At 75.5% G+C, this 23,642-nt stretch carries 22 protein-coding genes, 1 tRNA gene and 1 pseudogene; 11 read left to right on the top strand and 13 right to left on the bottom strand.

The features are described from left to right. Positions 1-210: 210 nt before the first annotated feature. Both O7633_RS24325 and O7633_RS24320 read left to right on the top strand, forming a co-directional pair. Positions 211-1,518: a cytochrome P450 gene (locus O7633_RS24325; RefSeq protein WP_282324045.1), complete on the top strand. Its 1,308-nt coding sequence runs from the start codon at positions 211-213 to the stop codon at positions 1,516-1,518. A gap of 11 nt (positions 1,519-1,529) precedes the next feature. Then, a complete protein-coding gene (locus O7633_RS24320; RefSeq protein ID WP_282324044.1) occupies positions 1,530-2,873 on the top strand; it encodes a glycosyltransferase in 1,344 nt (447 codons plus the stop codon). On the opposite strand, the gene O7633_RS24315 is transcribed toward O7633_RS24320, so the two are convergent. Then, on the bottom strand, positions 2,850-5,831 hold the full coding sequence (locus O7633_RS24315; RefSeq protein ID WP_282324043.1) for a BTAD domain-containing putative transcriptional regulator: 2,982 nt from the start codon (positions 5,829-5,831) through the stop codon (positions 2,850-2,852). The two genes, O7633_RS24320 and O7633_RS24315, sit on opposite strands and share 24 nt — an antisense overlap. 186 nt (positions 5,832-6,017) lie before the next feature. Between O7633_RS24315 and O7633_RS24310 the strand changes: the two genes are divergently transcribed. From O7633_RS24310 to O7633_RS24300, 3 genes are all read left to right on the top strand, one after another. After that, positions 6,018-6,872 carry a hypothetical protein gene (locus O7633_RS24310; RefSeq protein WP_278131848.1) on the top strand — a complete coding sequence of 285 codons (855 nt, stop codon included), beginning with the start codon at positions 6,018-6,020 and terminating at the stop codon, positions 6,870-6,872. A 109-nt stretch (positions 6,873-6,981) separates the two neighbouring features. Beyond that, entirely contained in the window at positions 6,982-7,782 is an 801-nt protein-coding gene (locus tag O7633_RS24305; RefSeq protein ID WP_282324042.1) for a class I SAM-dependent methyltransferase, read from the top strand. Between the two features lie 5 nt (positions 7,783-7,787). Next, complete coding sequence (locus O7633_RS24300; protein WP_282324041.1) at positions 7,788-8,414, top strand: hypothetical protein; 627 nt, start codon at positions 7,788-7,790, stop codon at positions 8,412-8,414. On the opposite strand, the gene tnpA is transcribed toward O7633_RS24300, so the two are convergent. The 3 genes from tnpA to O7633_RS24285 form a co-directional block, all read right to left on the bottom strand. Beyond that, a complete protein-coding gene (gene tnpA, locus O7633_RS24295) occupies positions 8,411-8,827 on the bottom strand; it encodes an IS200/IS605 family transposase (RefSeq protein ID WP_282324040.1) in 417 nt (138 codons plus the stop codon). The genes O7633_RS24300 and tnpA overlap by 4 nt on opposite strands. Before the next feature lie 51 nt (positions 8,828-8,878). After that, positions 8,879-9,562, bottom strand: a complete 684-nt coding sequence (locus O7633_RS24290) for a hypothetical protein (RefSeq protein ID WP_282324039.1) — start codon at positions 9,560-9,562, stop codon at positions 8,879-8,881. 664 nt (positions 9,563-10,226) lie between these two features. Then, positions 10,227-12,209 carry a BTAD domain-containing putative transcriptional regulator gene (locus O7633_RS24285; protein WP_282324038.1) on the bottom strand — a complete coding sequence of 661 codons (1,983 nt, stop codon included), beginning with the start codon at positions 12,207-12,209 and terminating at the stop codon, positions 10,227-10,229. A gap of 84 nt (positions 12,210-12,293) precedes the next feature. On the opposite strand from O7633_RS24285, the gene O7633_RS24280 reads away from it, so the two are divergent. Further along, positions 12,294-13,157, top strand: coding sequence for an alpha/beta hydrolase (locus O7633_RS24280; RefSeq protein ID WP_282324037.1), 864 nt, complete (start codon positions 12,294-12,296; stop codon positions 13,155-13,157). Between the two features lie 139 nt (positions 13,158-13,296). Here the strand turns inward: O7633_RS24280 and O7633_RS24275 are convergent. The 6 genes from O7633_RS24275 to O7633_RS24250 form a co-directional block, all read right to left on the bottom strand. Then, positions 13,297-13,370 (bottom strand) — tRNA-Ala (locus tag O7633_RS24275). A gap of 252 nt (positions 13,371-13,622) precedes the next feature. Continuing rightward, positions 13,623-14,420, bottom strand: coding sequence for a hypothetical protein (locus tag O7633_RS24270; protein ID WP_178063290.1), 798 nt, complete (start codon positions 14,418-14,420; stop codon positions 13,623-13,625). Between the two features lie 179 nt (positions 14,421-14,599). Further along, on the bottom strand, positions 14,600-15,241 hold the full coding sequence (locus O7633_RS24265; RefSeq protein ID WP_282328630.1) for a GNAT family protein: 642 nt from the start codon (positions 15,239-15,241) through the stop codon (positions 14,600-14,602). Between the two features lie 117 nt (positions 15,242-15,358). Continuing rightward, positions 15,359-16,672, bottom strand: coding sequence for a gephyrin-like molybdotransferase Glp (glp, locus tag O7633_RS24260; RefSeq protein ID WP_074477083.1), 1,314 nt, complete (start codon positions 16,670-16,672; stop codon positions 15,359-15,361). Beyond that, positions 16,669-17,670 (bottom strand): UTP--glucose-1-phosphate uridylyltransferase, encoded by a 1,002-nt coding sequence (locus O7633_RS24255; RefSeq protein WP_074477082.1) that lies wholly within the window; start codon positions 17,668-17,670, stop codon positions 16,669-16,671. Before O7633_RS24255 ends, glp begins: the two co-directional genes overlap by 4 nt. 9 nt (positions 17,671-17,679) lie before the next feature. Beyond that, on the bottom strand, positions 17,680-19,848 hold the full coding sequence (locus O7633_RS24250; protein ID WP_282324036.1) for a diguanylate cyclase: 2,169 nt from the start codon (positions 19,846-19,848) through the stop codon (positions 17,680-17,682). An 83-nt stretch (positions 19,849-19,931) separates the two neighbouring features. Between O7633_RS24250 and O7633_RS24245 the strand changes: the two genes are divergently transcribed. Beyond that, the gene (locus O7633_RS24245) at positions 19,932-20,618 is read left to right on the top strand and encodes a 5-formyltetrahydrofolate cyclo-ligase (RefSeq protein ID WP_282324035.1); all 687 of its coding nucleotides are present in this window, start codon (positions 19,932-19,934) and stop codon (positions 20,616-20,618) included. Between the two features lie 18 nt (positions 20,619-20,636). Then, positions 20,637-20,798 (top strand): annotated as a pseudogene (locus O7633_RS24240) (FmdB family zinc ribbon protein); the annotation flags it as partial. A gap of 14 nt (positions 20,799-20,812) precedes the next feature. On the opposite strand, the gene O7633_RS24235 reads toward O7633_RS24240, so the two are convergent. Next, positions 20,813-21,052: a hypothetical protein gene (locus O7633_RS24235; RefSeq protein WP_282328721.1), complete on the bottom strand. Its 240-nt coding sequence runs from the start codon at positions 21,050-21,052 to the stop codon at positions 20,813-20,815. A 261-nt stretch (positions 21,053-21,313) separates the two neighbouring features. Here O7633_RS24235 and O7633_RS24230 point away from each other — a divergent pair, with 261 nt between their 5' ends. Then, positions 21,314-21,829, top strand: coding sequence for a flagellar biosynthesis protein FlgA (locus O7633_RS24230; RefSeq protein WP_282324034.1), 516 nt, complete (start codon positions 21,314-21,316; stop codon positions 21,827-21,829). Positions 21,830-21,865: 36 nt separating this feature from the next. Here the strand turns inward: O7633_RS24230 and O7633_RS24225 are convergent, their stop codons facing one another. Further along, a complete protein-coding gene (locus O7633_RS24225) occupies positions 21,866-22,042 on the bottom strand; it encodes a hypothetical protein (RefSeq protein ID WP_176734305.1) in 177 nt (58 codons plus the stop codon). Positions 22,043-22,117: 75 nt separating this feature from the next. Between O7633_RS24225 and O7633_RS24220 the strand changes: the two genes are divergently transcribed. After that, on the top strand, positions 22,118-22,459 hold the full coding sequence (locus tag O7633_RS24220; protein WP_282324033.1) for a hypothetical protein: 342 nt from the start codon (positions 22,118-22,120) through the stop codon (positions 22,457-22,459). 111 nt (positions 22,460-22,570) lie between these two features. Here the strand turns inward: O7633_RS24220 and O7633_RS24215 are convergent, their stop codons facing one another. Then, complete coding sequence (locus O7633_RS24215; protein WP_282328629.1) at positions 22,571-23,053, bottom strand: DUF2231 domain-containing protein; 483 nt, start codon at positions 23,051-23,053, stop codon at positions 22,571-22,573. Positions 23,054-23,183: 130 nt separating this feature from the next. Here O7633_RS24215 and O7633_RS24210 point away from each other — a divergent pair, with 130 nt between their 5' ends. Next, on the top strand, positions 23,184-23,612 hold the full coding sequence (locus O7633_RS24210; RefSeq protein ID WP_074477077.1) for a Fur family transcriptional regulator: 429 nt from the start codon (positions 23,184-23,186) through the stop codon (positions 23,610-23,612). Positions 23,613-23,642 lie beyond the last annotated feature (30 nt).

Below are 23,642 nucleotides of genomic sequence, written 5' to 3'. Positions count from 1 at the left end.
GGAGGAGCGACGTTTACGTCAGCGAGTTCGGCACCTTCACATCGAATTCTCATGCAAAGAAAGACGTCGTTGCGCCAACGTCTCCGGCTGGGGTATAAGTGTTTTTCGAGATCACCTCGGCAAATCCCCCGCGCCGATAGGAATTGACGCGCCCGTGGCCACGATGGGAATTGCGCGGGCGTCCGACATGGCCGATGGCGGGAGGTTCGGGTGGAGCTGACCAGACCGGGGACCCTGCTGCGCTGGGTCGACCGGCACGGCCTGGCCCGGCTCGGCATCAGCGCCGCCGCCCGCCGGGGCGACGCGCAGGCCCGCCTCTTCTTCGACCCGGCGATCCGCGCCGACCCGTACCCGTTCTACCGGGAGGTCCGCGAGGCCGGCGCGCTGGTCCGGGGCCGGCTCATGTGGAGCACCACCCGGCACGACGCGGTCGTCGCGGTGCTGCGCGGCGAGGCGTTCAGCAGCGACCCCGGCTCGCTGCCGGCGCCCGGCCCGCTCGCGGTGCTGCGCCGCCTCAGCCACCGGGGGCGGCCCATCGGGCCGGCGGACCCGCCCTCGATGCTGGTCGTCGACCCGCCGGCGCACACCCGCTACCGCCGCCTGGTCGCCAAGGTCTTCACCCCCCGGGCCATCGAGGGGCTGCGGCCCCGGATCGAGCGGCACGCCGCGGCCCTGCTCGACGGCCTGGCCCCGGACGCGGCCGGTGCCGTGGAGGTCGTCGGGCGCTACGCGAGCCTGCTGCCGCTCACCGTGATCGCGGAGATCCTCGGCGTGCCGCAGCACCTGCGGCAGCGGTTCCTGGCCTGGGGCGAGGCCGCCACCCCGACGCTCGACCTCGGGCTGACGCTGCGGGAGTACCGTGCCGCCGAGACCGCCATCGGGCAGCTCAACGGGTGGCTGCGCGGGCACTTCGCCCGGCTGCGCGCCGACCCCGGCGACGACCTGCTCAGCCGCCTCGTGCACCTCGACAGCGACGGCGAGCGGCTCACCGAGGACGAGCTGCTGGCCATCGCCGGCCTGCTGCTGGTGGCCGGGTTCGAGACCACGGTCAACCTGCTCGGCACGGGCATCCACCTGCTCATCCGCCATCCCGACCAGCTCGCGGAGCTGCGCGGGCGGCCCGACGGGTGGGCCAACGCGGTGGAGGAGATCCTGCGCTACGACTCGCCCGCCCAGACCACCGCCCGCTACTGCCTCGCCGACACGGAGGTGGCCGGCGTGCGGGTGCGTGCCGGCGAGGTCGTCGTGCCGATGATGGGTGGCGCGAACCGGGACCCGGCCGTCTTCGCCGAGCCGGACCGCTTCGACGTCACCCGCGCCAACGCCCGCGACCACCTCTCGTTCTCCAGCGGGGTGCACTACTGCCTCGGCGCGGCGCTCGCCCGGATGGAGGGCCAGCTCGGGCTGCGCGCGTTCTTCGAGCGCTACCCCGACGCGGCGCTGGCCGGGACGCCGCGCCGCCGCGCGACCCGGGTGCTGCGCGGATACGACCAGCTGCCGGTACGGCTCCGGCCGTAGGAGGGACACCCATGCGCTCCGTCCTCTTCGCCAGCCCCGCGCACCCGGGGCAGCTCAACCCCCTGCTAGCCATCGCCGGGGAGCTGTCCCGGCGCGGCGAGCCGGGCCTGTGGTTCGCCGCCGAGGAGGAGGCGCGGGACCGGGTGGCGGCCCACGCCACCGGCAGCCCGCTGCGCTTCCGCTCCACCGGCGACACGGTGCTCCGCGTCGACGACGAGCTCTATGCGGCGATGACCCGGGGGCCGATGACCACCGCCGGACTGGTCGCCCTCGCCCGGCAGATCCGGATCCCCGAGGTGGCCGACCGGGTCCGGGCGCGGACCCTCGAACAGATCGACGAGATCCGGCCCTCGCTGATGGTGATCGACATGCTGAACCTGGGCGCGCTCGACGCGGCGCTGGCCCGGGGCGTGCCGTACGCGCTGAGCCTGGCGTTCCCGCCCAGCAACGTCTACCTGAGCCGGCTGCCGTGGGACTACCCGACGCCCACCTCGGGGTTGCCCCGCCGGCTGGGCCCCCGGCAGCGCTGGACCAACCTGACCTTCCGCGCCCGCCTGCGGCTGTCGCTGCTGCGCGCGCTCGCCGGACAGGCCCGGCACCGCCGCGCCCAGCGGATCGACAACGCGTTCGGCGACCCCGAGAAATACAGCGCCGCCGCGACGGCCGTCTTCGGCTACACGGTGTTCGGGCTGGAATACCCCTTCCCCACGCCGGAGCACCTGCACCTGTTCGGCCCGATGGTGCCGCTCCGCGACCCCGCCCCGGGCGAGAGCCCGTCAGGCGGTCCGGGGCAGGGCGGGGAGCTGACCGGCTGGCTCGACCGGCAGACCTCGGTCGTCTACGCCTGCCTCGGCACCCTGGCCCGGCTCACCGGCCCGCAGGTGCGCGCCTTCGCCGAGGCGCTGGCCGCGATCGGGCCCGAGCACCAGGTGCTGTGGAAGCTGCCCGCCGCGCAGCGGCACCTGCTGCCCGGCCCGCTGCCGCCGCACGTGCGGATCGAGGAGTGGATCCCGTCCCAGCTCGACGTGCTGGCCCACCCGAACGTCCGGGCGTTCGTCTGTCACGGCGGGGCCAACGGCTTCCACGAGGGCGTCCACTTCGGGCAGCCGATGCTGATGACCCCGTTCTGGCTGGACTGCTACGACATCGCGGCCCGCGCCGTCGACGCCGGGGTCGGGCTGGCGCTCGACCGTCCACCGCACGTCGACGCGGGCGAGGTCGCCGCGAAGCTGCGCCGGCTGCTCACCGAGGAGAGCTTCCGGGAACGCAGCCGGCACTGGGGCGAGCAGTGCCGCCGGGCCGGCGGGGTGGGGCGGGCCGCCGACCTGGTGCTAAAGCTCGCCGCCAGCCACTGACGCCGCCGCCGCGCCCGCCGGGGCACCCGCCGCCGCCGCGGCGACCGGGCCGGCGGCAGGGGGGCCGGTCGCCGGGTCGGCGAGCTTGGCCCGGGGCCGGTCGGCGTCCGGGTGGCGCAGCTCGTCGAAGATCGCCAACGCCTCCCGCCACGCCCGGCGCGCGGCGTCCAGGTCACCGGCGGCCCGCAGGCTGTCGCCCAGGTTGTCCAGCACCTCCGCCTCGTCGTACCGGTCGCCGAGTTCCCGGTGCAACGCCAGCGCCCGCCGGTAGCAGTCCGCGGCCCGGCCGTGGTCGCCGAGGCCGTGGTGCACGTAGCCGAGGCTGTCCCAGGTCAGCGCCGCGCCGTGCCGGTCGCCGTTCTCCTCGTGCAGGCGCAGGGCCGCCTGGCAGCAGCGCAGCGCCGGCTCCGGTTCGCCGAGCCGGGCGTGCATCCAGCCCAGGTTGTTGAGCGCCTTGGCCTGCCCGACCCGGTAGCCGGCGGCCCGGTACAGGTCGAGGGCCAGCCGGGTCTCGTCCAGCGCGGCCCGCAGCCGACCCTGCCGCGCCAGCACCCAGCTCACCCCGAGGTGCGTGTGCGCCCGGCCGGTGTCGTCGCCCAGCTCCCGGTAGAGCTCAAGGTCGCGGCGGTAGTGCCGGTGCGCCGCCTCGTGGTCGCCCGACCAGGTGCAGGCGATGGCGAGCCCCCGGTGCGCCAGGGCCTGCCCGGCCAGGTCCCCCCGGCGCAGCGCCGCCGCCAGGGCGGTCCGCTGCGCGGCGGCCAGCTCGGGCCAGTGCCCGCTGCGGTCGAGGTACGTGGTGAGGGCCGCTGCCAGCGTCCACGCGTGCCGGTCCAGGCCGGTGGCCGCCGTCTGCTCCACGCAGGCCAGCAGGACGTGGTGCTCGGCGGCGAACCAACCGGTCGCCCAGGCGTGGTCCGGCCGGTCGCCCACCGTCACCCCCGGCTCTGGCGGCGGCAGCGCGGCGGGCCGGGCCAGCCGGTACGGGTCGAGCAGGTGGTCCGCCGCGTGCGAGGCGTGCAGGTAGTGGTCGAACAGGCGACGGCGGGCGGCCTCCCGTTCCGCCTCGGGGTCGAGCCCGTGGCACAGCTCCGACGCGTACGCGCGGAGCAGGTCGTGCATCGCGTACCGGCCGGGGGTGCGCTCGGTGAGCAGGTTCACCCGGGCCAGCCCGGCCAGCAGCGGGCCGACCCGGGCCGGCGGCAGGCCGGTCAGGCTGGCCACCGCCGGCCGCGCCGCGTCGGGACCCGGGTGCAGCCCGAGCAGCCGGAACAGCCGGGCGGAGTCGGCGTCCAACGCCCGGTACGACCAGGAGAAGACTGCCCGTACGTCGGTCGCGGGGTCGCCGGTGGCCAGCGCGGTGAGCCGGTCCGGGTCGGTGTCCCGCAGCTCGGCGGCGAGCGCCGCCAGCGGCGCGTCGGGCTGCCCGACGGCCCGCGCCGCCACGATGGCCAGGGCCAGCGGCAGGCCCGCGCACCGGCGGACGATCTCGTCCCGCGCCGCCGGCTCGCGGTCGGCGCGGGCCCGGCCGAGCCGACGGCCCAGCAGTTCCCGCGCCTCGGCCGGCGGGAGCAGGTCCAGCGCGACCGGGTGGGCCCCGTCGCTGACCACCAGGCCGGTGAGCCGGTTGCGGCTGGTCACCACGACCAGGCTGCCCGGCGAGCCCGGCAGCAGGGGGCGCACCTGGCCGTCGTCGCGGGCGTTGTCGAGCAGCACCAGGACCCGCCGGTCGGCGAGCAGCGTCCGGAACAGCGCGGCCTGCCCGGGCAGGTCGGTGGGCACCCGCTGGGGCGGCACGTGCAGCGCCTCCAGGAAGCCGCGCAGCGCCTCGCCCGGCGGCACCGCCCGGCCGTCGAGGTCGAACCCGCGCAGGTTGACGTAGAGCTGCCCGTCCGGGAAGAGGTGCGCGACCCGGTGCGCCCAGTGCACCGCCAGGGTGGTCTTGCCGACCCCGGCGGTGCCGGCGATCGCGGAGATCACCACCGCCCGGCCCGCCCCGCCGTCCCCGCCGGCGTCCGCCGTGTGGGCGGGCAGCAGGGCGTCCAGTTGCCGCAGCGCCGCCGCCCGCCCGGTGAACCAGGCGGGCTGGCCGGGCAGTTGCGTCGGGGTCGGCCCGGCGGGCGGGGGCTCCGGGGGCGCGGGCCGGACGGGCGGCAGCTCCGGGGGCGGTTCCGGGGACGCTGGCCCGGGCGGCGGCGGTTCCGGGGGCGCGGACCCGTCCGGCCACTGCCCCCGCAGCACCCGCAGGTGGGCCCGGCTCAGCTCCGGGCCGGGCTCCACGCCCAGCTCGTCGACGAGGCGACGCCGGGTCTCGACGTAGAGCCGCAGCGCGGCGGCCCGCTGGCCGCAGCCGGCCAGGGCGAGCAGGTAGCCGGCCACCAGGGGCTCCCGCAGCGGATGCTCGGTCACCAGGGGACGCAGGGTCCGCGCGATCGCGGCGAACCGGCCGAGGCCGAGCTCCACGGCGGCCAGCCGCTCGCAGGCGAGCAGCCGCTGCTCGTCCAGGTCGGTGGCGGCGGCGTCGACGAAGGCCCCGGCCGCCCCGGCCAGCGCCGGCCCGCGCCACAGCGCCAGGCCCGCGCGCAGCAGCCGCGCCGCCTCCGCCGGCCGGCCCGCCGCCTCCTCGACCCGGGCCCGCTCGACCGCCGCCGTGAACTCGGTCAGGTCCAGCTCCGTCCCGCGCACGGTGAGCCGGTAGCCCCCGCCCTGGGTGACCAGGAGGTCGCCCGCGCCCGCGTCCCGCAGGGCCGACCGGATCCGGGACACGCAGACCTGCACCTGGTTACGGGCGCTGGTCGGCGGCTCGTCGGCCCAGAGCGCCGCCACGAGCTGCCCGGCGGGCACCAGCCGGTCGGCGTTGAGGAGCAGCAGCGCGAGCACCGCGCGTTGCTGTGGACGGTCGATGGCGAGGACCCGGCCCCCGGCGGTCGCCTGGACAGGGCCAAGGAGGGACCACCGCATGGCTTTCCTCGTCGGTCGTGATCGGACGACCACAGTCTATGGACGGCGGGGCCGGCGCGGCCGGCGACAAGCGGTCGGAAAGCGGACGACAAGCGGGCCCGCCCAGGCTCTCCCCATCCGCCGCCACCACGGTCCGGCGGGAGGCCGGCCGGCACGACGCCGGCCACGGTGGACAGGGAGAGCGACATGCGAGTAACCAGGGGACAGGGCGCGCTGACGGTCATCGCGTCGACGGCGGCCGTGATCGCCACCATGGGTTGGGCGGCACCGGCATCGGCGACGCCGGCGGGGCTGGAGACGGTCGGCACGGCGACCGCCGAGAGCAGCGCGGACAAGTCTGCTTTCGCGGCGTGCCCGGCCGGCAAGGTGGTCACCGGGGGCGGTGGCTACCTTCTCGCCGGGTCGTCGGCCGCCGGACACGTCGGGCTGGACCGGCTGGAGCCGCTGGCGAACGGCACCGGGTTCAGCGCGACGATGCGGGAGGTCGGCCCGGTCAACTTCGCCGGTGACTGGGGGCTCCAGACCCTCGCCCAGTGCGCCACCGCGCCGGCCGGCTACCAGGTCGTCGCGGCGACCGGGGCGGTCGGGACGGAGTACGTCACGGCGAGCTGCGGGACGAAGAAGGTCATCGGGATGGGCGGGCGGGTCAACAGCGGCCTTGGCGACGTCGTGCTCGACCAGGTGGTGCCGTCGTCCGACCTGACGTCGGTGACCGTCCGGGCGGTCGCGGTGCAGGGCACCTCGCCGGCCGGCTGGAGCGCCACCGCGATCGCGGTCTGCGCCACCGCGCCCGCCGGCCTGGAGCGGGTCGTGACCACGGGGACGGGCGCGAGCAACCCGTCCGACTCCGCCGTGAAGGCGTGCCCGGCCGGCAAGGGGCTCTACAGCGCGGGGGCGGACATCAACGCCGGCAACGGTCAGGTGCTGCTCACCGCGGTCAACATCACCGGGGGCGACACGGTGCGGGTGCGGGCCGACGAGGACGCCGACGGCTTCGCCGGCTCGTGGAGCCTCAACGGGTACGGCATCTGCGGCAGCTGACCCGCGAGCGGGCCGGGGTCACCGAGCGAGGTGGCCCCGGCCCCGGCGGTTCCGGCCCGCGACGCGCATGGCCTTCTCGCGCGCCGCACAGCATCGTGCCGATGTATCGATGCGATACATCGGACACCGGCTGCTGACGGGGACTGCGGATGAGGCGGGTCGACTACGACCGGGAGCAGCACCAGCACTTGCACGCGCCCGGGCGCTCACCGAGCAGCAGTCCAGGGCGTGGCTGAGCGCCTTCGCCGCCGCGCTGCCGCAGCGGCGTCCCCTGGTGGGGCTCGACGTCGGGGCGGGGACCGGCCGGTTCACCCCCGCGCTGGCGCACGCGTTCGGGCCGGTCACCGGCATCGAACCCGCAGTACGCATGCGCGAGGTGACCCAGGCGCAGCCCTCGCACCCCGACGTGCGCTACCTGGCGGGCTCCGCCGAGGACCTGCCCGTGCCGGACGGCAGCGCCGACTACGCGCTCATGTTCCTGTCCTGGCACCACGTCCAGGACAAGCCCCGCGCGGCCCGGGAGCTCGCCCGGGCGCTCAGGCCGGGCGGGCGGCTGCTGCTGCTGCGTGGCAACTTCAGCGACCACCACCCCGAGCCCTGGTGGCTCGACCACTTCCCGCGCGGCCTCGCCGCGGACCTCGCGCAGTTCCAGCCGCTGCACGAGGTCGTCGCGATGTTCACGGCGGCCGGCTGGCGGGTCACCGGCTTCGGCACGGTCACCCAACCGTCCGAGGGCACCCGGGCCGACGTGCTCGGCCGGCTGCGCCTGCGCGCCCTCTCGTTCTTCTCCCAGCTCGCCCCCGACGAGATCGAGGTCGGCCTGCGCAGCATTGAGGAGGCCGTGGCCGCCGACCCCGACGCGCCCTCGCCGCCGCTGTCCGAGCCGCTGCTCACGCTCGAACGGCGCTGACCGGCGTGGCCGGGTCCACCGACCCGCTGGCCGGGCTCGAACGGGTCCCGTGGGGGTCGCTGCACCACGTGTACGGGCCGGCCGCCGACGTGCCGGGCCAGTTGCGGGGACTGCGGTCGGCGGACGCGCCGACCCGGAGCCGCGCACGGTCCGAGCTGTCCGGCACCGTCCACCACCAGGGCACGCGGTGGGAGGCGAGCCGCCATGTGGTGCCGTTCCTGGCGGCGCTCGCCGACGACACCACCACCGGCGACCGAGCGGAGGTGGTCGGCCTGCTCCGCGCGGTGGTGCTCGGCGACCGGCGCGACGACGCGTTGCCGTTCGACCCGCGCCGGGCCTTCGCCGCCGCCGACGGCATCACCGACGACCAGGCGACGCTGGTGGCCCGGCACCTGGCGGCCGGGGACCTGTGCGAACACGACGAGGTCTCGGGCCTGGACGCGGCGGTCCGCTGGGCGGCCGACGCCTTCCACACCGGGGCAAGGCACACCGACCGGTACGTCCGCTGGCTCGCCGAGCCGGACCCGCAGCTCGCCGGGCACGCCGCCGAGCTGCTCGCCTGGTTCGCGCCGGACGAGGCGGCCCTGGCCGGGCTCGTCGCAAGCGGTTCATCGTCACCGACACCCTGTTAAACCGGGCGGTTTTGCTGCTCGATGTACTGCTTCACGACGCTCAGCGGGGCTCCGCCCGCTGAGCCTGCGAAGTACGAGCCCGACCACAGCTTGTTCGCCCGGTAGTAGTGCTGTGCGAGGTCGGGGAATTCCTGCCGTAGGCGGCGCGATGAGACGCCCTTGAGGCTGTTGACCAGCCGGGCCACGGCGACCTTGGGCGGGTAGTTCACTAGCAGGTGCACGTGGTTGTCCTCGCCGTTGAACTCGACCAGTTCGGCCTCGAAGTCGGCGCAGACGTCCCGCATGATCTGTTCCATCCGGGACAGGTGCCGGTCGCCGAACACCTTGTGCCGGAACTTGGTAACGAAGACCAAGTGGACGTGCATGGCGAAGGTGCAATGTCTGCCAGTGCGAATGCCTTCAAGGTAGGCCATAGACCAACATGATAGACTCGGGGTTGTGCAGCTGCGTTACCGCTTCCGCGTCTACCCGACGCCTGGCCAGCAGATCGCGTTGGCGAAGGCGTTCGGGTGCGCGCGGGTGGTGTTCAACGACGGGCTGCGCCTGCGCCAGCAGGCACGGGAGGCGGGGCTTGCGTACGTGCCTGACGGGGAGTTGTCGCGCCGTGTGATCACCGAGGCGAAGCTGACGCCGCAGCGGGCCTGGCTTGCCGAGGTGTCGGCGGTGGTGTTGCAACAAGCGTTGGCGGACCTGAACACTGCATACCGCAACTTCTTCAACTCGTTGTCGGGCAGGCGTAAGGGCCGCATGGTCGCCTCGCCGAGGTTCCGGTCGCGCAAGGACAACCGGCAGGCGATCCGCTTCACAAGGAACGCCAGGTTCAAGATCCTTGACAACGGCCGTCTGCGGCTGCCGAAGATCGGCGACCTGGACGTGCGCTGGTCCCGGACGCTGCCGTCGGACCCGTCCAGCGTGGCGATCATCCGGGACGCCGCCGGGCGGTACTTCGCCTCGTTCGTCGTGACCAGGGCCGAGGACGAGGCGCTACCCGATCTGGACTCGGAGGTCGGTATCGACTTGGGGCTGACCCACTTCGCTGTCCTGTCGGACGGCACGAAGGTGGCCGCGCCGAAGTTTCTGCGCCGCGCGGCGCGCAAGCTCAAGCGGCGGCAGCAGGCGCTGTCGCGCAAGCAGAAGGGCTCGGCCAACCGCGAGAAGGCCGTCGTGAAGGTCGCTCGCGCTCACGCGCGGGTGGCCGACACCCGGCGGGACTGGCAGCACAAGCTGTCCACGGCAATCATCCGCGACAACCAAGCGGTGTACGTCGAGGACCTGTGCGTTGCCGGTCTCAGCCGGACCCGGCTCGCCAAGTCCGTCCACGACGCCGGTTGGGCCGGCTTCACCGGCATGCTGGAGTACAAGGCCGCCCGGTACGGGCGCACGTTCGCCCGGGTCGACCGGTTTCTCCCCTCCACCCGCATGTGCTCGCAGTGTGGCCGGATCACCGAGAAGATGACGCTGAACGTCCGGTCGTGGGACTGCCCCTGCGGAGCAACCCACGACCGGGACGTCAACGCCGCCATCAACGTGTTGGCCGCCGGACAGGCGGACAACTCAAACGACCGTGGAGCGCGGGTAAGACCGGGACCCGTCCCGGCACCGCGCGGCGAAGCGGTAACCCACCCAGACGCCGCGCGTTCCACACGCAGCGTGGAGGGAATCTCCGTCCTTCAGGACGGAGAGGATGTCAAAGCACCACCACCGCGAGCGCCGACACCGAATACCCCCGGGTGTCCGGCGAGTACCGCACCGGCGCGGACGCCTACATCACCTGGACCTACGGCGGCCCCACCAGCTTCATCCCGCTCACCTTCAGCGAGATCGCCTACCTCTGACGGGTCGACCCGGTCGCAGCGCGGCGTCCAGCGCCGCCAGGTGATCCGCGACGCGGCCGACCGTCAACGCCCCGCTCGACGCGCCGGCCCACTCGGCCGTCGCCGGGGCGAGCGCCCGCCTGGCCCGTTCCATGGCGGCCCGGTCGGCCGCGGCGGTCGCGGCCCGGGCGAACAGGCACCACAGCGCCTCCGCGAGCAGGTCCGCAGGCGGGTCCGGCACGTCGGCGAGCGCGGTCCGGCCCGGTTCGAGCAGGGGCCGCACCCACGGCCCGTACGGCCCCCACCGGTCGTCCGCGGAGGCGAGCGGCAGGCCACGGCGCAGGCGCAGGCCGAGCAGCGCCAGCGGCAGCAGGCCGTCGCGCATGCCGGGCATGCCCGCCTGGTCCAGCCGGGCCGCCGCGCCGCGGTACAGCGACTCGGCCCGCTCCACCGACGCCTGCTCGGCGACGTCGGCGCGCAGCGCCCGATACCACTGGGTGAACACGCCGACCAGGGGACGCTCGTGCCGGCCGGCCAGGTCGTCGGCGGCCGCCGCGTGCCGGTCGGCCCGGTCGAACGCGGCCGTCGCGCAACTGGACTGCAACCGGATCAGGTGACCCAGCACCTCTGCGGAGGCCAGGCCGTGCCGGCGCGCCAGGCTCACCAGCTCGGCGCCGATCCGATCGCGGCGCGCCGAGCCGCCGGTGCGGTGGCAGCTCTGCATGAACACCCCGTTCAACGCGAACGCGAGCAGCGCGGGGTCGTCCAGCTCGCGGGCGATCGCCTCGGCCTGCCGGGCGTACTCGCGTGGCCGCGGGTCACGGGTGCCGCGCGACTCGATCGCGATGGTGGCCAGCAGCCGGGCCCGGACCGGGTCGGGGCCGTCCGGTGGGAGGACCACGAGGGCCCGTTCCGCGGCGGCGACGATCGCGGCGGCCTGCCCGGGGTCGTCGGAGCGAGGCCAGCTGGCCGGCACGTCGTACGCGCCGATCACCCGCGCGGTCAACGCCGGGTCGCCGAGCTCCTCGGCGGCGCTGATCGTCGCCGCGCGCTGCTCCCGGGCCGCCTCCAGGCCGCCCGCTCCGGTCACCGCGAGGTTGCGCAGCAGGCCGACCGCCGACTCCAGCCGCACCCGGGCGCCACCGGCGAGCACCCGGTCGTAGGCGGAGACGGCCCGCGTCAGCGCCTCGCCGGCCGGATCGGGCCGGGCGGGCCCGGCCAGGCCCGGCTCCTGCCGCAGGATGTCCGTCTCCAACGCGCGCAGGGCCGGCCCCGGATCCACGCCCAGGTGGCCGGCGAGCAGCTCCCGGGCCCGGCGCAGGACCGCCAGCGCGTCGCCCTGCCGACCCGACCGGTACAGGGCCAGCGCCAACAGCCGCCACCCCAGTTCCCGCCACGGATGCGCGATGACGTGCTCGTCGAGGTCGGGAACGGCCTCGGCGGCCCGCCCCAGGTCGAGCCGCGCCTGGGCCCGCCCCTCGACGGCCTGTAGGCGCAGTTCGGCGAGTCGTGAGCGGTCGGCCCGGGCCCAGGCGGCGTCCGGGAAGTCGGCGTACGCGGGACCGCGCCACCAGGCGAGCGCCTCGTCCAACCGGGCCAGTGCGGCGGCCGCGTCCATGGTGCCGGCGTTGGTGACAGCCTCCTCGAACCGCCAGGCGTCCACCTGATCGGGCTCGCAGCGCAGCGCGTACCCGAGGCCCTGGGTGACCAGCAGGGTCGCCGGCGCCCGTGGCGGGCGGTCCGGCTCGACCGCCCTGCGCAGCGCCGCGACGAAGGTCCGCACGGCGGACACCGCGCCGTCCGGGGGCGCCACCCACAGGTCCTGGACAAGATCACTGACGGGTACGACCCGGCGGCGGGCCACCAGCAGCCGGGCCAGGACCGCGCGGTGCATCGGCCCCTTCAACGCGACGGGACCACCCTGTGCGTCCTCGGCGACCACCGGGCCGAGAACGCCGAACGTGACAGGCCCACGGTGCACGGAGCCACGCTATCCCGGCGCTCATCCGCTGCTCATCCGAACCTCGCACAGTTGTCGGCGACCCCGAGAGAAGGTGTGAGGAACATGAGGTTCGACCACGTACGCGTCCCCGTCGCCGACGGCGTGGAGCTCCACACCGCGGTGGCCGGCTCCGGCAGCCCGATCGTCCTGCTGCACGGCTTCCCGCAGACCCACCTGATGTGGCGGCACGTCGCCGCCGACCTGGCCGCGGAGCACACCGTGATCTGCCCGGACCTGCGCGGCTACGGCGCCAGCGACAAGCCGGCCGAGGCCGGCCCGGACACCTACTCCAAGCGGACCATGGGCACGGACGTGGTGGCTCTCGCGAAGGCGCTGGGCCACGACTGGTTCGCCCTGGCCGGGCACGACCGGGGCGCGCTGGTCGCGATCCGCACCGGGCTCGACCACCCGGAACACGTCACGCACCTGGCGTCGCTGGACGTGCTGCCGACGCTGGACATGTGGAACGTCATGCACGGGGTCAGCGCCCAGGTCGGCTTCCACCTCTACCTGATGGCCCAGCCGCCCGGCCTGCCCGAGAAGATGATCGCCGGGGCCTCCGACGACTTCTTCGGCCACTTCCTCGACCTGTGGACCAACGACCCGCAGGCCATCCCCGCCGACATCCGCCGTGCCTACCTCGACGCCGCCCGCGCCGCCATTCCGTCGATCGTCGCCGACTACCGGGCCTCGGCCGGCATCGACGTCGAACACGACCGGGCCGACCGCGACGCCGGTCGCACCCTGGCCATGCCGGTCACCGTGCTCCAGCAGGACTGGGGGGCCGTGCTCGGCTTCGACGCCGCCGGGCTGTGGAAGGCATGGGCTCCGGACCTCCACCACGTCCCGGTCACGTGCGGCCACTTCATGGCCGAGGAGGCTCCCGGCCTGGTCGCCGGGGAGATCCGCGCACTGCTGAAGCGCTGAGCGAGCGCCCCGGAGCTGTGGTGCGGGTGGCGCAAGGCTGCGGGCAACCGCTCCGGGGGCGGCGTTCCGGGCTGAGTTGTGCCGGATCTGTGCCAGATGATCAATGGCCAGCGTTTCCGCTGGCCATTGGCGTTAAGGGTGGAGCTGAGGGGATTTGAACCCCTGACCCCCTCGATGCGAACGAGGTGCGCTACCGGTCTGCGCCACAGCCCCTCCGCCGGCTAACCGGCTTCGGTCCCACCTGGCTTGCACCAGGCGGGCCGGCGACAAGACTAACAGCACACCCGCCCGCCATGCGAATCCGCCCCGCCCACCCGGCCCGTGCCTGCTCACGGGCCCGGTCGACGCTCACCATGTCGGCGACATGGCGGTATCCCGACCCCTCAGACCCCGCCATGAAGTCGATCAAGCCGAGCCGAGCGACCCGATCAAGCGCGAGCCGACGAGCCGGTCAGGAGAGGCCCGTCAGGCCGAGTGGGAGGTGCGGCCCGACTGGTACGGGCGGCCCCGCAGCCCCCCAGCCCGCCGGTACGACACCGAGCCGCCGCCGCTGGCCGCCGGTGGCAGGTCGGCGGGCCGGTCCAGGCCCATCGCCGTGCGGCGGACCGCCTCGCGCTGGGCCGCCAGGCGGCGCTGGGCCTCCCGGCGGGCCGCTGCCCGGCGTGCCTGCTCCCGGCGCACCTCGGCCTGCCGGGCGGCCAGCCAGGCGGCCTCCCGCGCGTGGGCGCGTCGGCGGCGGCGCTCGGCGAGGGCCCGCTTGCGCAGGTGCACCACGTACGTCACCAGGAGGGTGGCCGTGACGGAGAAGCCGATCCAGAAGCCGGGGCCGACCACGGCCACCCCGATCAGCTCGACGACGTTGAGCAGCAGCAGGGCGGCGAGCACCCGCCGCCTGCGGTAGATCGCCGGGGTGTGCGGACGGCGGCGGGGTGCGGCCCGTCGACGGGACTTCGCGGCCGGCGGCACGGCGCGCAGCCGGCCGCGTCGCCGCGCCGGTGCGGGTGGGGCGGACACGGGAGCGGAGAGACCACCCGTGTTCACATCCTCGCTCAAGGTGACAACGAGAGATCGGGAGGGGTTGACCGGCCGGCGTCCGGGGACAGTGCGTCGCCGCCGGCGGCGCTGGAGCACCCGCGCCGTCGACTGCGCCCGCTCCGCCACCAGCCGCTCGGTGGCGTCGTACCGGCGAACCAGCGCCGGCGCGAGGGCGAGCAGACCGGCGGCGGCGAGGACGGCGAGGAGCACCGAGGTCGGCACCCTCACCCCTCCCGTCACCAGGTTCGGGGCAACCGCCGTACGGCCGCAGAATCTTCGACTGGCACCGTCCCGGGCGGTCGAAGATGCGGTCGGGCAGCGCTTGCCGCAGCTTGCAGTTACTTGAGGTTACGGGCCGCCGACCAGGTTGATTGTGCGCCGCGCCGATCAGGCGGGGGTGGGACGGTTCACCCCGTGGCGGCGCTCAACCGGTGCCAGCGGGCCAGCAGGCCGCCCTCTGCGGCGACTTCCTCGCTGGTCATGGCGTATCCGATGTGGTCGCGCCACGCACCGTCGATATGCATGTATCGCACGTGGTACGACTCCTCGCGGAAGCCGAGCTTCTCCACCACCCGGCGGGACGGCTTGTTCTCCGGCCGGATGTTCACCTCGATCCGGTGCAGCCCGCCAGGGCCGAACGCGTGGTCCACGGCGAGCGCCAGCGCGGTGGGGATGACGCCCCGCCCGGCCACCCGGGAGTCCACCCAGTATCCGACGTACGCCGAGCAGAACGCCCGCCGGACGATGCTGCCGACGTTGAGGTGCCCGACCAGCCGCTCCCCGCCGTGCTCACGCAGGCAGACCGCGAACGGCATCCCCTCGCCGGTGCGTGCCGAGCGGCGCTGGTCCTTGTGGACCCAGCGGAACGCCGCCGGAGAGTTCAGCTCGTCCCAGTTGCCGGGCAGCGCCGACTCCCACGGGGCCAGCCAGGCCCGGTTGGCACAGCGCACCTCCGACCAGGCCGCCGCGTCCGAGCGTCGGTAGGGCCGCAGCAGCACGGGGCCGTCCGCGAGCACCACCGGCCACCCCGGCGACCGCCCCGACCACAGTCCACTCACCGGGCCGACCTTCCGCTCGCGACTGCGGGGCTCGCAAGCTCACTCCTCGCGCTCACCGGGCCGACCTTCCGCTCGCGACTGCGGGGCTCGCAAGCTCACTCCTCGCGCTCACCGGCGCCGGTCCAGCAGGAGGACGTCCACGGTGGAGCCGGCGGCGGCCGTGGTGACGCGCTCGCCGAGCACCATCAGCCCGTTGGCCTCGGCCAGGCCGGACAGGGTGAACTTCCCGCCCGGCAGCGGCTGGACGGTGTAGCCGCCGCCGCGCCGCTCGGCGACGTGCGCGGGGCGGAACTCGCGCAGCCCGCCGGGCGAGGTGATGGTCTCCAGCAGGTGCGCGCGCACGCTCGGCCGGAACACGGGCTCGGCCCCGGCCAACAGGTTGATGGCGGGCCGGGCCAGCACCTCGAAGCCGATCAGCGCCGCGCCGGGTTCACCGGGAAGACAGACCACCGGCACCTCCTCGGCGCCGACCGTACCGAATCCGAGGGCGGTGCCGGGATAGAGGGCCACCTCGGTGAAGGTGACCGGCCCGGCCCGGCCGCCCTCCCGGCGGGACAGGATGCGGCGCACCATGTCGCCGGGCCCGGTGCCGGTGCCGCCGGTGGTGATGATCAGATCGGCGCGCAGGGTCTGGTCCTCCAGCAGCCCGCGCAGCCCCTCCGGGTCGTCGTCGCAGATCCCCACCCGGTACGCCAGCGCGCCCACCTCGGCGGCGGCGGCGGTCAGGGCGTGCGAGTTCGCGTCCACCACCTGCCCGGGCTGGCTGCCCCGGCCCACGTCGACCAGCTCGTCGCCGGTGGCCACGATGACCACCCGAGGGCTGGGCCGCACCACCACGTGCCCGATGCCGGTGGCGGCGAAGACGGCGACCAGGGCCGGGGAGACGTACGTGCCGGCGCGGGCGAGCAGGGTGCCGGCCGGCAGCTCCTCACCGGCGCGGCGCACCCCGTACCCCCGCTTGGGGGTGCGGAAGATCTCCACGGCGGCCATGCCCTGATCGGTCCACTCCACGGGCACCACCACGTCGGCGGCGATCGGCAGCGGCGCGCCGGCGGCCACCGAGAAGCAGGCCCCCGGGGTGAGCCGCACCGGCCGCCAGCTCGCCGCGCCGAGGTCGCCGACCACGTTGAGCCGCACGGTGCGGGACCCGGGCGGGCCGGAGCGGTCGGCGTATCCGCCCGCCGCCCGGCCCGCGCCGGAGAGGTCGTCCCAACGCGCCGCGTACCCGTCGACGGCCGCCTGGTCGAAGGCCGGGTAGGAGTGCGGCGCGACGACGTCCTCAGCGAGGACGTTGCCGTGCGCCTGGGTCAGGTCGAGGTCGAGCGGAGGCAGCGCGCGTAACCTGCGCAGCACGCTGCCCAGGTAGTCGGCGAGCGGCGTCAACTCGTTCGCGGCCGCCTCGGCGTCGGCCGTCGCGGTCATGTATTAGGACCGCCCGACGAGTCGCGCATGCCGTTGAGGATCGCCTCGGTGACGGTCTCGTCGCCGTTGTTGACGAACTCGGCGAGCCACTTGCGGAACTCCGCGCCGAGGTCCTCGCGTTCGCAGGCGAGCTGCACCACCGTCTGGAGGTAGCCCAGCGGCATCCCCGTGTCGTAGCGGGTGCCCCGGTAGACGATCGCGTGCACCGGGACGCCCTCGGTGCGCAGCAGCTCCATCGCGTCGGTGAGCTGGATCTCGCCGCCGCTGCCCGGCTCGGTGCGCCGGATCGCGTCGAAGATGCGCCCCGGCAGCACGTACCGGCCGAGGACGGCGAGGTTGCTGGGGGCGTCCTCCGGCTTGGGCTTCTCGACCATGCCGGTGACCTTCACGACCTCGCCGATGTCGGTCAGCTCCGGCTCGGCGGGCGCGACGGAGGCGATGCCGTACCGCTTGGTCTCGGCCGGGTCGACCTCGAAGAAGGCCAGCACGATCCCGCCGGTGCGGGCCTGTAGCTCCAGCATCGCCGGCAGCAGCGGCTCGGACGGCTTGACGAACTCGTCGCCGAGCAGCACCGCGAAGGGCTGGTCGCCGACGTGCGACTCGGCGTAGCCGATGGCGTGGCCGAGGCCGAGCTGCTCCGGCTGCCGGCAGGTGTAGATCTCGGCGAGCTCGCTGGGACGGCGCACCGCGGCCAGCCGCTCGGCGTCGCCCTTGGACTCCAGCCGGGCCTCCAGGTCGGGCCGGCGGTCGAAGTGGTCCACCATCGATGTCTTGCCGCGCCCGGTGATCAGCAGCACGTCGCCGATGCCGGCCTGCGTGGCCTCCTCGACGATGTACTGCAGGACCGGCCGGTCGACGACCGGCAGCAGCTCCTTGGGCACCGCCTTGGTGGCCGGCAGGAACCGGGTGGCCAGGCCGGCGGCCGGGATGACGGCCTTGACCGCGCGGGAACGACCGGTTGCGGTGGCCGCTGAGGGGTTCGCTGAGTGCTCCGACATGTCGCGAGACTATCGGCCAACGCCGTGTTGCGACGGGTGAGGACCGGAAGACGCGCCGCCGGCCCGGGGCAGGCCGTCGGCCGGGCTGACCGAACCGGCCGGCACGGCCAGCTCCTCCACCGGCGGCCAGGGCCGCGCCTCGGCCAGCCGCCAGGTGTCCCGGCCCGCCGCCTTCGCCGCGTACAGGGCGTCGTCGGCCGCGTCGAGGACCTGCTGACCGGTGGAGGCGTGGTCCGGGTAGACGGCGATGCCGACGGAGACGGTCACCCGGATCCGGGCCCCGCCGCCCGACTCCACGGGGACGGGAGTCTCCCGGGTCGCCGTGCCGAGGCGCTCGGCGACGATCGCCGCGCCCCGCGCGTCGGTCTCCGGCAGCAGCACCACGAACTCCTCCCCGCCCCGGCGGAAGGCCAGGTCCACCTCGCGGATCTCACCCCGCACCCGGCGGGCGAACTCGACGAGCACCGCGTCCCCGGCGGCGTGCCCCCAGGTGTCGTTGACCTCCTTGAACCGGTCCAGGTCCAGGGCGAGGACGCTCAGCATCCGGCCGAACCGGCTGGCCCGCTCCACCTCGCGGCGGATCGACTCGCGCAGGTAGCGGTAGTTCCACAACCCGGTCAGCGGGTCGGTCAGCGACAACCGCTGGGCCTCCTCGTGCACCCGCACGTTGTCCACCGCCACGGCCGCGTGCCCGGCGAAGGTCCGCAGGGTCTCCAGGTCGGCGTCGTCGAACTCGTCGCCGCCGAGCCGGTCGTAGAGGACCAGCACGCCGAGCGCCGCCGCCGGGCCGCCGGGCGCGCCCGGGTCCACCCCGGACCGGATGCCGGGGTCTGCCGGGCCGCCGGGGGCGGCGAAGGGCACCGCGACGTACGTCTCGCAGCGCGGCTCCCCGGCGGCCTCCGCCACCGGGTCGGCCCGCCCCCGGCGGGGCTGGCCGGTCGCGGCCACCGCGCCGACGATCCCGCCGCCGACGGGCACCCGCAGGCCGGCCGCGCCGGTGCCCTCCGGGTCCGCCCCGGCGTCGGGCGACCAGCGCCCGTCGAGCCCCTCGACGCACCTGCCGACCAGCACGCCGCCGTCGACCAGCAGCACCGCCCCGGCCCGCGCCCCGGTGGCCGCGATCGCGCTGTGCAGGATGACCCGCAGGATGCGTTGCAGGTCGTGGGTGCTGGCCAGGGTGTCGCCGAGCACGGCGAGGTGGCCGCGCAGCTGGTCCCGGCTGCTGGTGAGCGCCTGCACGTAGATGCCGGTCTCCCGGGTCATCCGGTTGAACGCGTCGGCCAGCCGGCCCAGCTCGTCGCGACTGCGCACCGGCACCCGGGTGGCGAGGTCGCCGTGGGCCACCCGGTCCGCCGCGCCGGCCAGCTCCACCAGGGGGCGGGTGGTGACCCGGGCCAGCCGCCAGGCGACGGCCACCGCCAGCAGCCCGGCCAGCAGCACCGCGCCGACCAGTGCCGCGTACAGGTCGGGGGGCTGCTCGCTGGGCACGGAGAGCACCAGCGGCAGCGGTTGCCCCGGCGCGGGCGGGATCCGGCGGACGTAGCGGCCGTCGCCGGTGCCGGTGACCCGGTCGCCGGCGGCCCGGCGCGCGGCGGCGAGCACCCCGTCGCGTACGGCCGGGGCCTCGGTGGTGGCCGCGACCCCGACGGAGCCGGGCGCGCCGTCGAGGAGGGTGACCGCGACGCCGGTGACCGCCGCGAGCCGCCCGACGAGGCCGGGGTCGACCGGCTGGGCGGTGACCACCGCGCCCAGGTCGCCGCCGGCCCGGTCGCGCAGCGCGACCCGGGCGGCGAGCGCCGCGACCGGGCCGGCGGCCGGGTCGGCGGCGTCGCAGTCCCGCCAGGGCGCGGCCGGGGCGCCGGGGGTGGCGTACGTCGGGACGCCGGCCACGTCGGTGACGAGCACGGCGGCGGCGAGGCCCCGGCCGACCACCTGCCCGGCCGCGCCCGCCCGCCCGGCGGCGTCGGGGGCCAGGGCGACCGCGTCGGCCGCCGCGCGCAGCTGCTGGCAGAGGGCGTCGACCGAGGTACGCACGGCCGCGGCGGCCAGGCCGAGCTGCTCGGCCGCCCGGTTGCGGTCGACGGTCGTCATGGTCAGGCCGACGAAGAACGCCCCGAGCAGGACGGGGCCCAGCACCACCGTGAGGAAGGCCGCCGTCAACCGCCCGCGTAGCGTCAACGCTCCCCCCGGAAGTTCCGCGCCCGATGTAGCGATGCTGACACAGTGCGACCGTGAGACAAACGTTGCGTCAGGAGTGTTGCGTGCCGGATTTTTCTGATGGAGCGGAAGTGACCCACGAGGCCAAGCGGCGGGCCCGGGTGGAGCTGCTCGCCCGCCGCCGCGCGCTGCCCGCCCCGGAGCGGGCGGCGGCCGCGGCGCGCGTCCGGGCCGCGCTGACCGATCTGGTACGCCGGCTGCGCCCGGCCCGGGTCACCGCGTACGTCCCCGTCGGCTCGGAGCCGGGCGGGCCGGAGCTGCCGGAGGCGCTGCGCGCGGCGCTGCCGCCGGGCGGCGAGTTGCTGCTGCCGGTGCTCCGCGACGACCTCGACCTGGACTGGGCGGCGTACACCGGGCCGGGCTGCCTCGTCGCGGCCGGGCGGGGCCTGCGGGAGCCGACGGGTCCCCGGCTCGGCCGGGCGGCGGTCGCCGACGCGCGGCTGGTGGTGGTGCCCGCCCTGGCGGTGGACCGGCGCGGGCGGCGGCTGGGGCGCGGCGGCGGCAGCTACGACCGGGCGCTCGCCCGCGTCCGCGCGGACGCCCTCACGGTGGCCCTGCTGCACGACGGCGAGCTGGTCGCGCGGCTGCCCGCCGAGCCGCACGACCGACCCGTCCGCGCGGTGGTGAGCCCCTCCGGCGGGCTGCGTACGCTGACGGGCGGCTCCGTGTCGGTCCGGGCACTTCCGCTGGACGAACCCGGGTCCGATGACGCACCATTGGCACTCGAATGAGTCGAGTGCCAACCGGCCGTGCCAGATCCGGAGGAGACCGTGCCCACGTACCAGTACGCCTGCACCGAGTGCGGCCAGCAGCTCGAGGCGGTGCAGTCCTTCTCTGACGAGCCGCTGACCGAGTGCCCGGCGTGTGCGGGGCGGCTGCGCAAGGTTTTCAACTCCGTCGGCATCGTCTTCAAGGGCTCGGGCTTCTACCGCACCGACTCCCGTTCCGGCTCGGACGCGGCCAAGAACGGCTCGGGCAAGCCGGCCGCCTCGGAGTCGTCCTCCGGCGGCGACTCCGGTTCGTCGAGCGCCTCGGGCGGCTCGTCCGCCGGTTCCTCGGCGTCGTCGGGCTCGTCCGGCTCCTCGGGTTCGCCGTCCGGCTCGTCGTCGGGCTCGTCCGGGTCCTCGGGCTCGTCGGGCTCGTCCTCGTCGAGCGGCACGGCCAAGGCCCCCGCCTCCAGCGCCTCCTGACGACGGCAGCTCCGGACACAGGAGATCTTGGAAGACAAGGGCCCCTCCGGGAGCCGGAGTCTTCCAAGATTCACGCCGTGCCCGTGCCATAGCAGATCATCGGCCCCGGTGGGCGTTGTCCACAGGCGGCCCGGTTGTCCACAGGTTCCGTCTCCGGCCCGGCGGGACGGCCCCCGCGCGGCCTAGCCTGCTGCTCCCGGCACCGCACTGGCGCCGGGGGCGGGCGGGAGGGCCGGATGGGGAACGCCGGGGCGGACACCGGATCACTGCGGCCGCTGCGCCGGCCCCGGCTGCCGGGGCGGGCGACGCTGCTGCGCGCCGCGCTGGTCGCCGCACTTCTCGGGCTCGCGGCGGCGGTCCTCCAGACCCCGGCCGGCTGCCCGCCGCCGGCCGGCGACCGCTCCCCCGGCCCCGCCGCGCCACTGCCCGCCGAGGCGGCTTCCGACCCCGCCGTGCCGCCGGCCGCCCTGCCGCTGCCCGACGGGGCGGTCGGGGTGCCGATCCGGCTGGCCGAGCCGGCCGCGCTCGCGGTCGTCCGCCCGGGCGCCCGGGTCGACCTGCTCGCCGTGCCGGCCGGCCGGCAGGCCGGCGACGCCGACCTGCTGGCGCCCCGGGCGCTGGTGCTCGACGTGGTCGGTGCCGGCGCGACCGACGGCTCCTCGGCGCTCTACCTGGCGTTGCGGCCCGAGCAGGCGCACCGCGCCGTCGGGCTCCCCGAGGGCAGCCGCTTCGCGATCGTGGTGCGGGGGTGAGCCGCCATCGCCTCCGACGCGCGGCTGCGGCGGCGCTCAGCTCCAGTGCGGCGGGCGCTCGGCGAGCAGCCAGTCGTCGTTGCCGCCCGACGTCTCGCCCCAGCCCCGGTCCGTGTCGTCGGCCGTCTGCTCGGGCAGCACCACGAAGTCCTCGCTCAGGTCGACGGCGCGGTCGTCGTCGCCGCGCGCCTGCGCCCCCGGGTCGATGCTCACGAGCGGCAAGACTACCCGGGTTCCGGCCCGCGTCCGACCGGCCACGCGGCCCGACGGTTGGTAGCGTCGGTCGGCGTGACCACGCCCAGCGGTGACCGCCCCGAGGACGACTACTGGCGTCGCCCGCCCGACGACGGCGCGACCGACGACCCGAAGCGCCCACCGGAGCCCGGCCCGGCCGGCGCCGACCCGCCGGCCGGGTACGGCGGGCCGCCGCCCAGCACGCCACCGCCGCCCGGCTGGCGTCCCCCCTTGCACGTGCGGGCCGCCCCGCCCCGCCAGCTGCCGCCGCAGGACATGGCGGGGCTGGACGCGGTCGAGCAGCGGGCTCAGCACGTCACCTGGGGCGTCGGCGCGGTCGCCGGCGTGGTGCTGCTGGCCCTGCTCTGCCTGCTCTGCTCCAGGGCGTTCCGCTGACCGCAGCTCCCCCGCCCTCCGCCGACCGCGCGGTCGGCCCGGGGTAGGGCCCGGCCACCCGCTGACCGCGCAGCCCGGGGCAGCGGCCCGGCCGGCCCCGGCCGCGTCGGCTCAGAGCACCCGGCCCCAGGCCGCCTCGGCGCCGGAGTCGCCGGTGAGGAAGACGTAGACCAGCGAGGCCACGCCCAGCGCGACCACCACGACCGTCAGCAGCAGGGGCACCCAGGACGGCAGCCGGGAGACCCGGTCGTCGTTGCGGGTCACCAGCAGCAGGGCGATGGCGGCCACGGCGAGCCCCACGGTGAACCAGAGCAGCGTCTCGGCGTACTCGGAGTGCTCGTGGATCTGCGCGAGCAGGGCCGGGTCGAAGCCCTTCTCCTCGAACGCCTCCTCCAGGGCCTCGCCCGTCTCGGTCGACACCCACGTGACGATCGGGGTCAGCACCGCGAGGCCCGCCACCGCCCAGCCCAGCCGGGGACGCCACCTCGGCACCAGCCCGTACGCGCCGGCCAGCAGCGCGAGCAGCGGCACGAACACCACCGCCGCGTGGATCACCAGGATGTGGCTTGGCAGCCCGTTGATCTCCCTGAACACCGACACCTCCGGCCGCGTACGTCATGATCCCCGCGGCGTCAGCGTACGCCCACTTCGGGCGCTGTGGCCCGGGCCACCCAGGTCAGACGCTCGCTTGTCGCCCGGTGCGCCCCGTGCTGTCATTGAGTTCATGTCCGGTGGCGAGGAACTGCTGCGGTCGAGGGGCCTGCGGGTCACCCGGCCGCGCCTCGCCGTGCTCGACGTCCTCGCCGCCGGTGGCCACCTGGAGGTCGACGAGATCACCCGGCGGGTGCGGGAACGCCTCGACTCGGTCTCCACCCAGGCCGTCTACGACGTCCTCGGCGCGCTGTCCCGCGCCGGGCTGTCCCGCCGGATCGAGCCGGCCGGCAGCCCCGCCCGGTACGAGGCGCGGGCCGGCGACAACCACCACCACGTGGTGTGCCGGGGCTGCGGCGAGATCGCCGACATCGACTGCGCGGTCGGCGAGAAGCCCTGCCTCGACCCGGACACCGCCCACGGCTTCGAGGTGGACGAGGCGGAGGTCACCTTCTGGGGGCTCTGCCCCACCTGCCAGGCCCGCCGCCGCGCCGACGACTGACAGCGCCGTCCCGGCCCGCCCGGGGACGCG

The sequence above is a fragment of the Micromonospora sp. WMMD712 genome (genome assembly GCF_029581295.1).
Classification (GTDB): Bacteria; Actinomycetota; Actinomycetes; order Mycobacteriales; family Micromonosporaceae; genus Micromonospora; species Micromonospora carbonacea.
The sequence above is the reverse complement of the archived record's forward strand: the minus strand, read 5'-3'. Positions and strand labels throughout refer to the sequence as shown.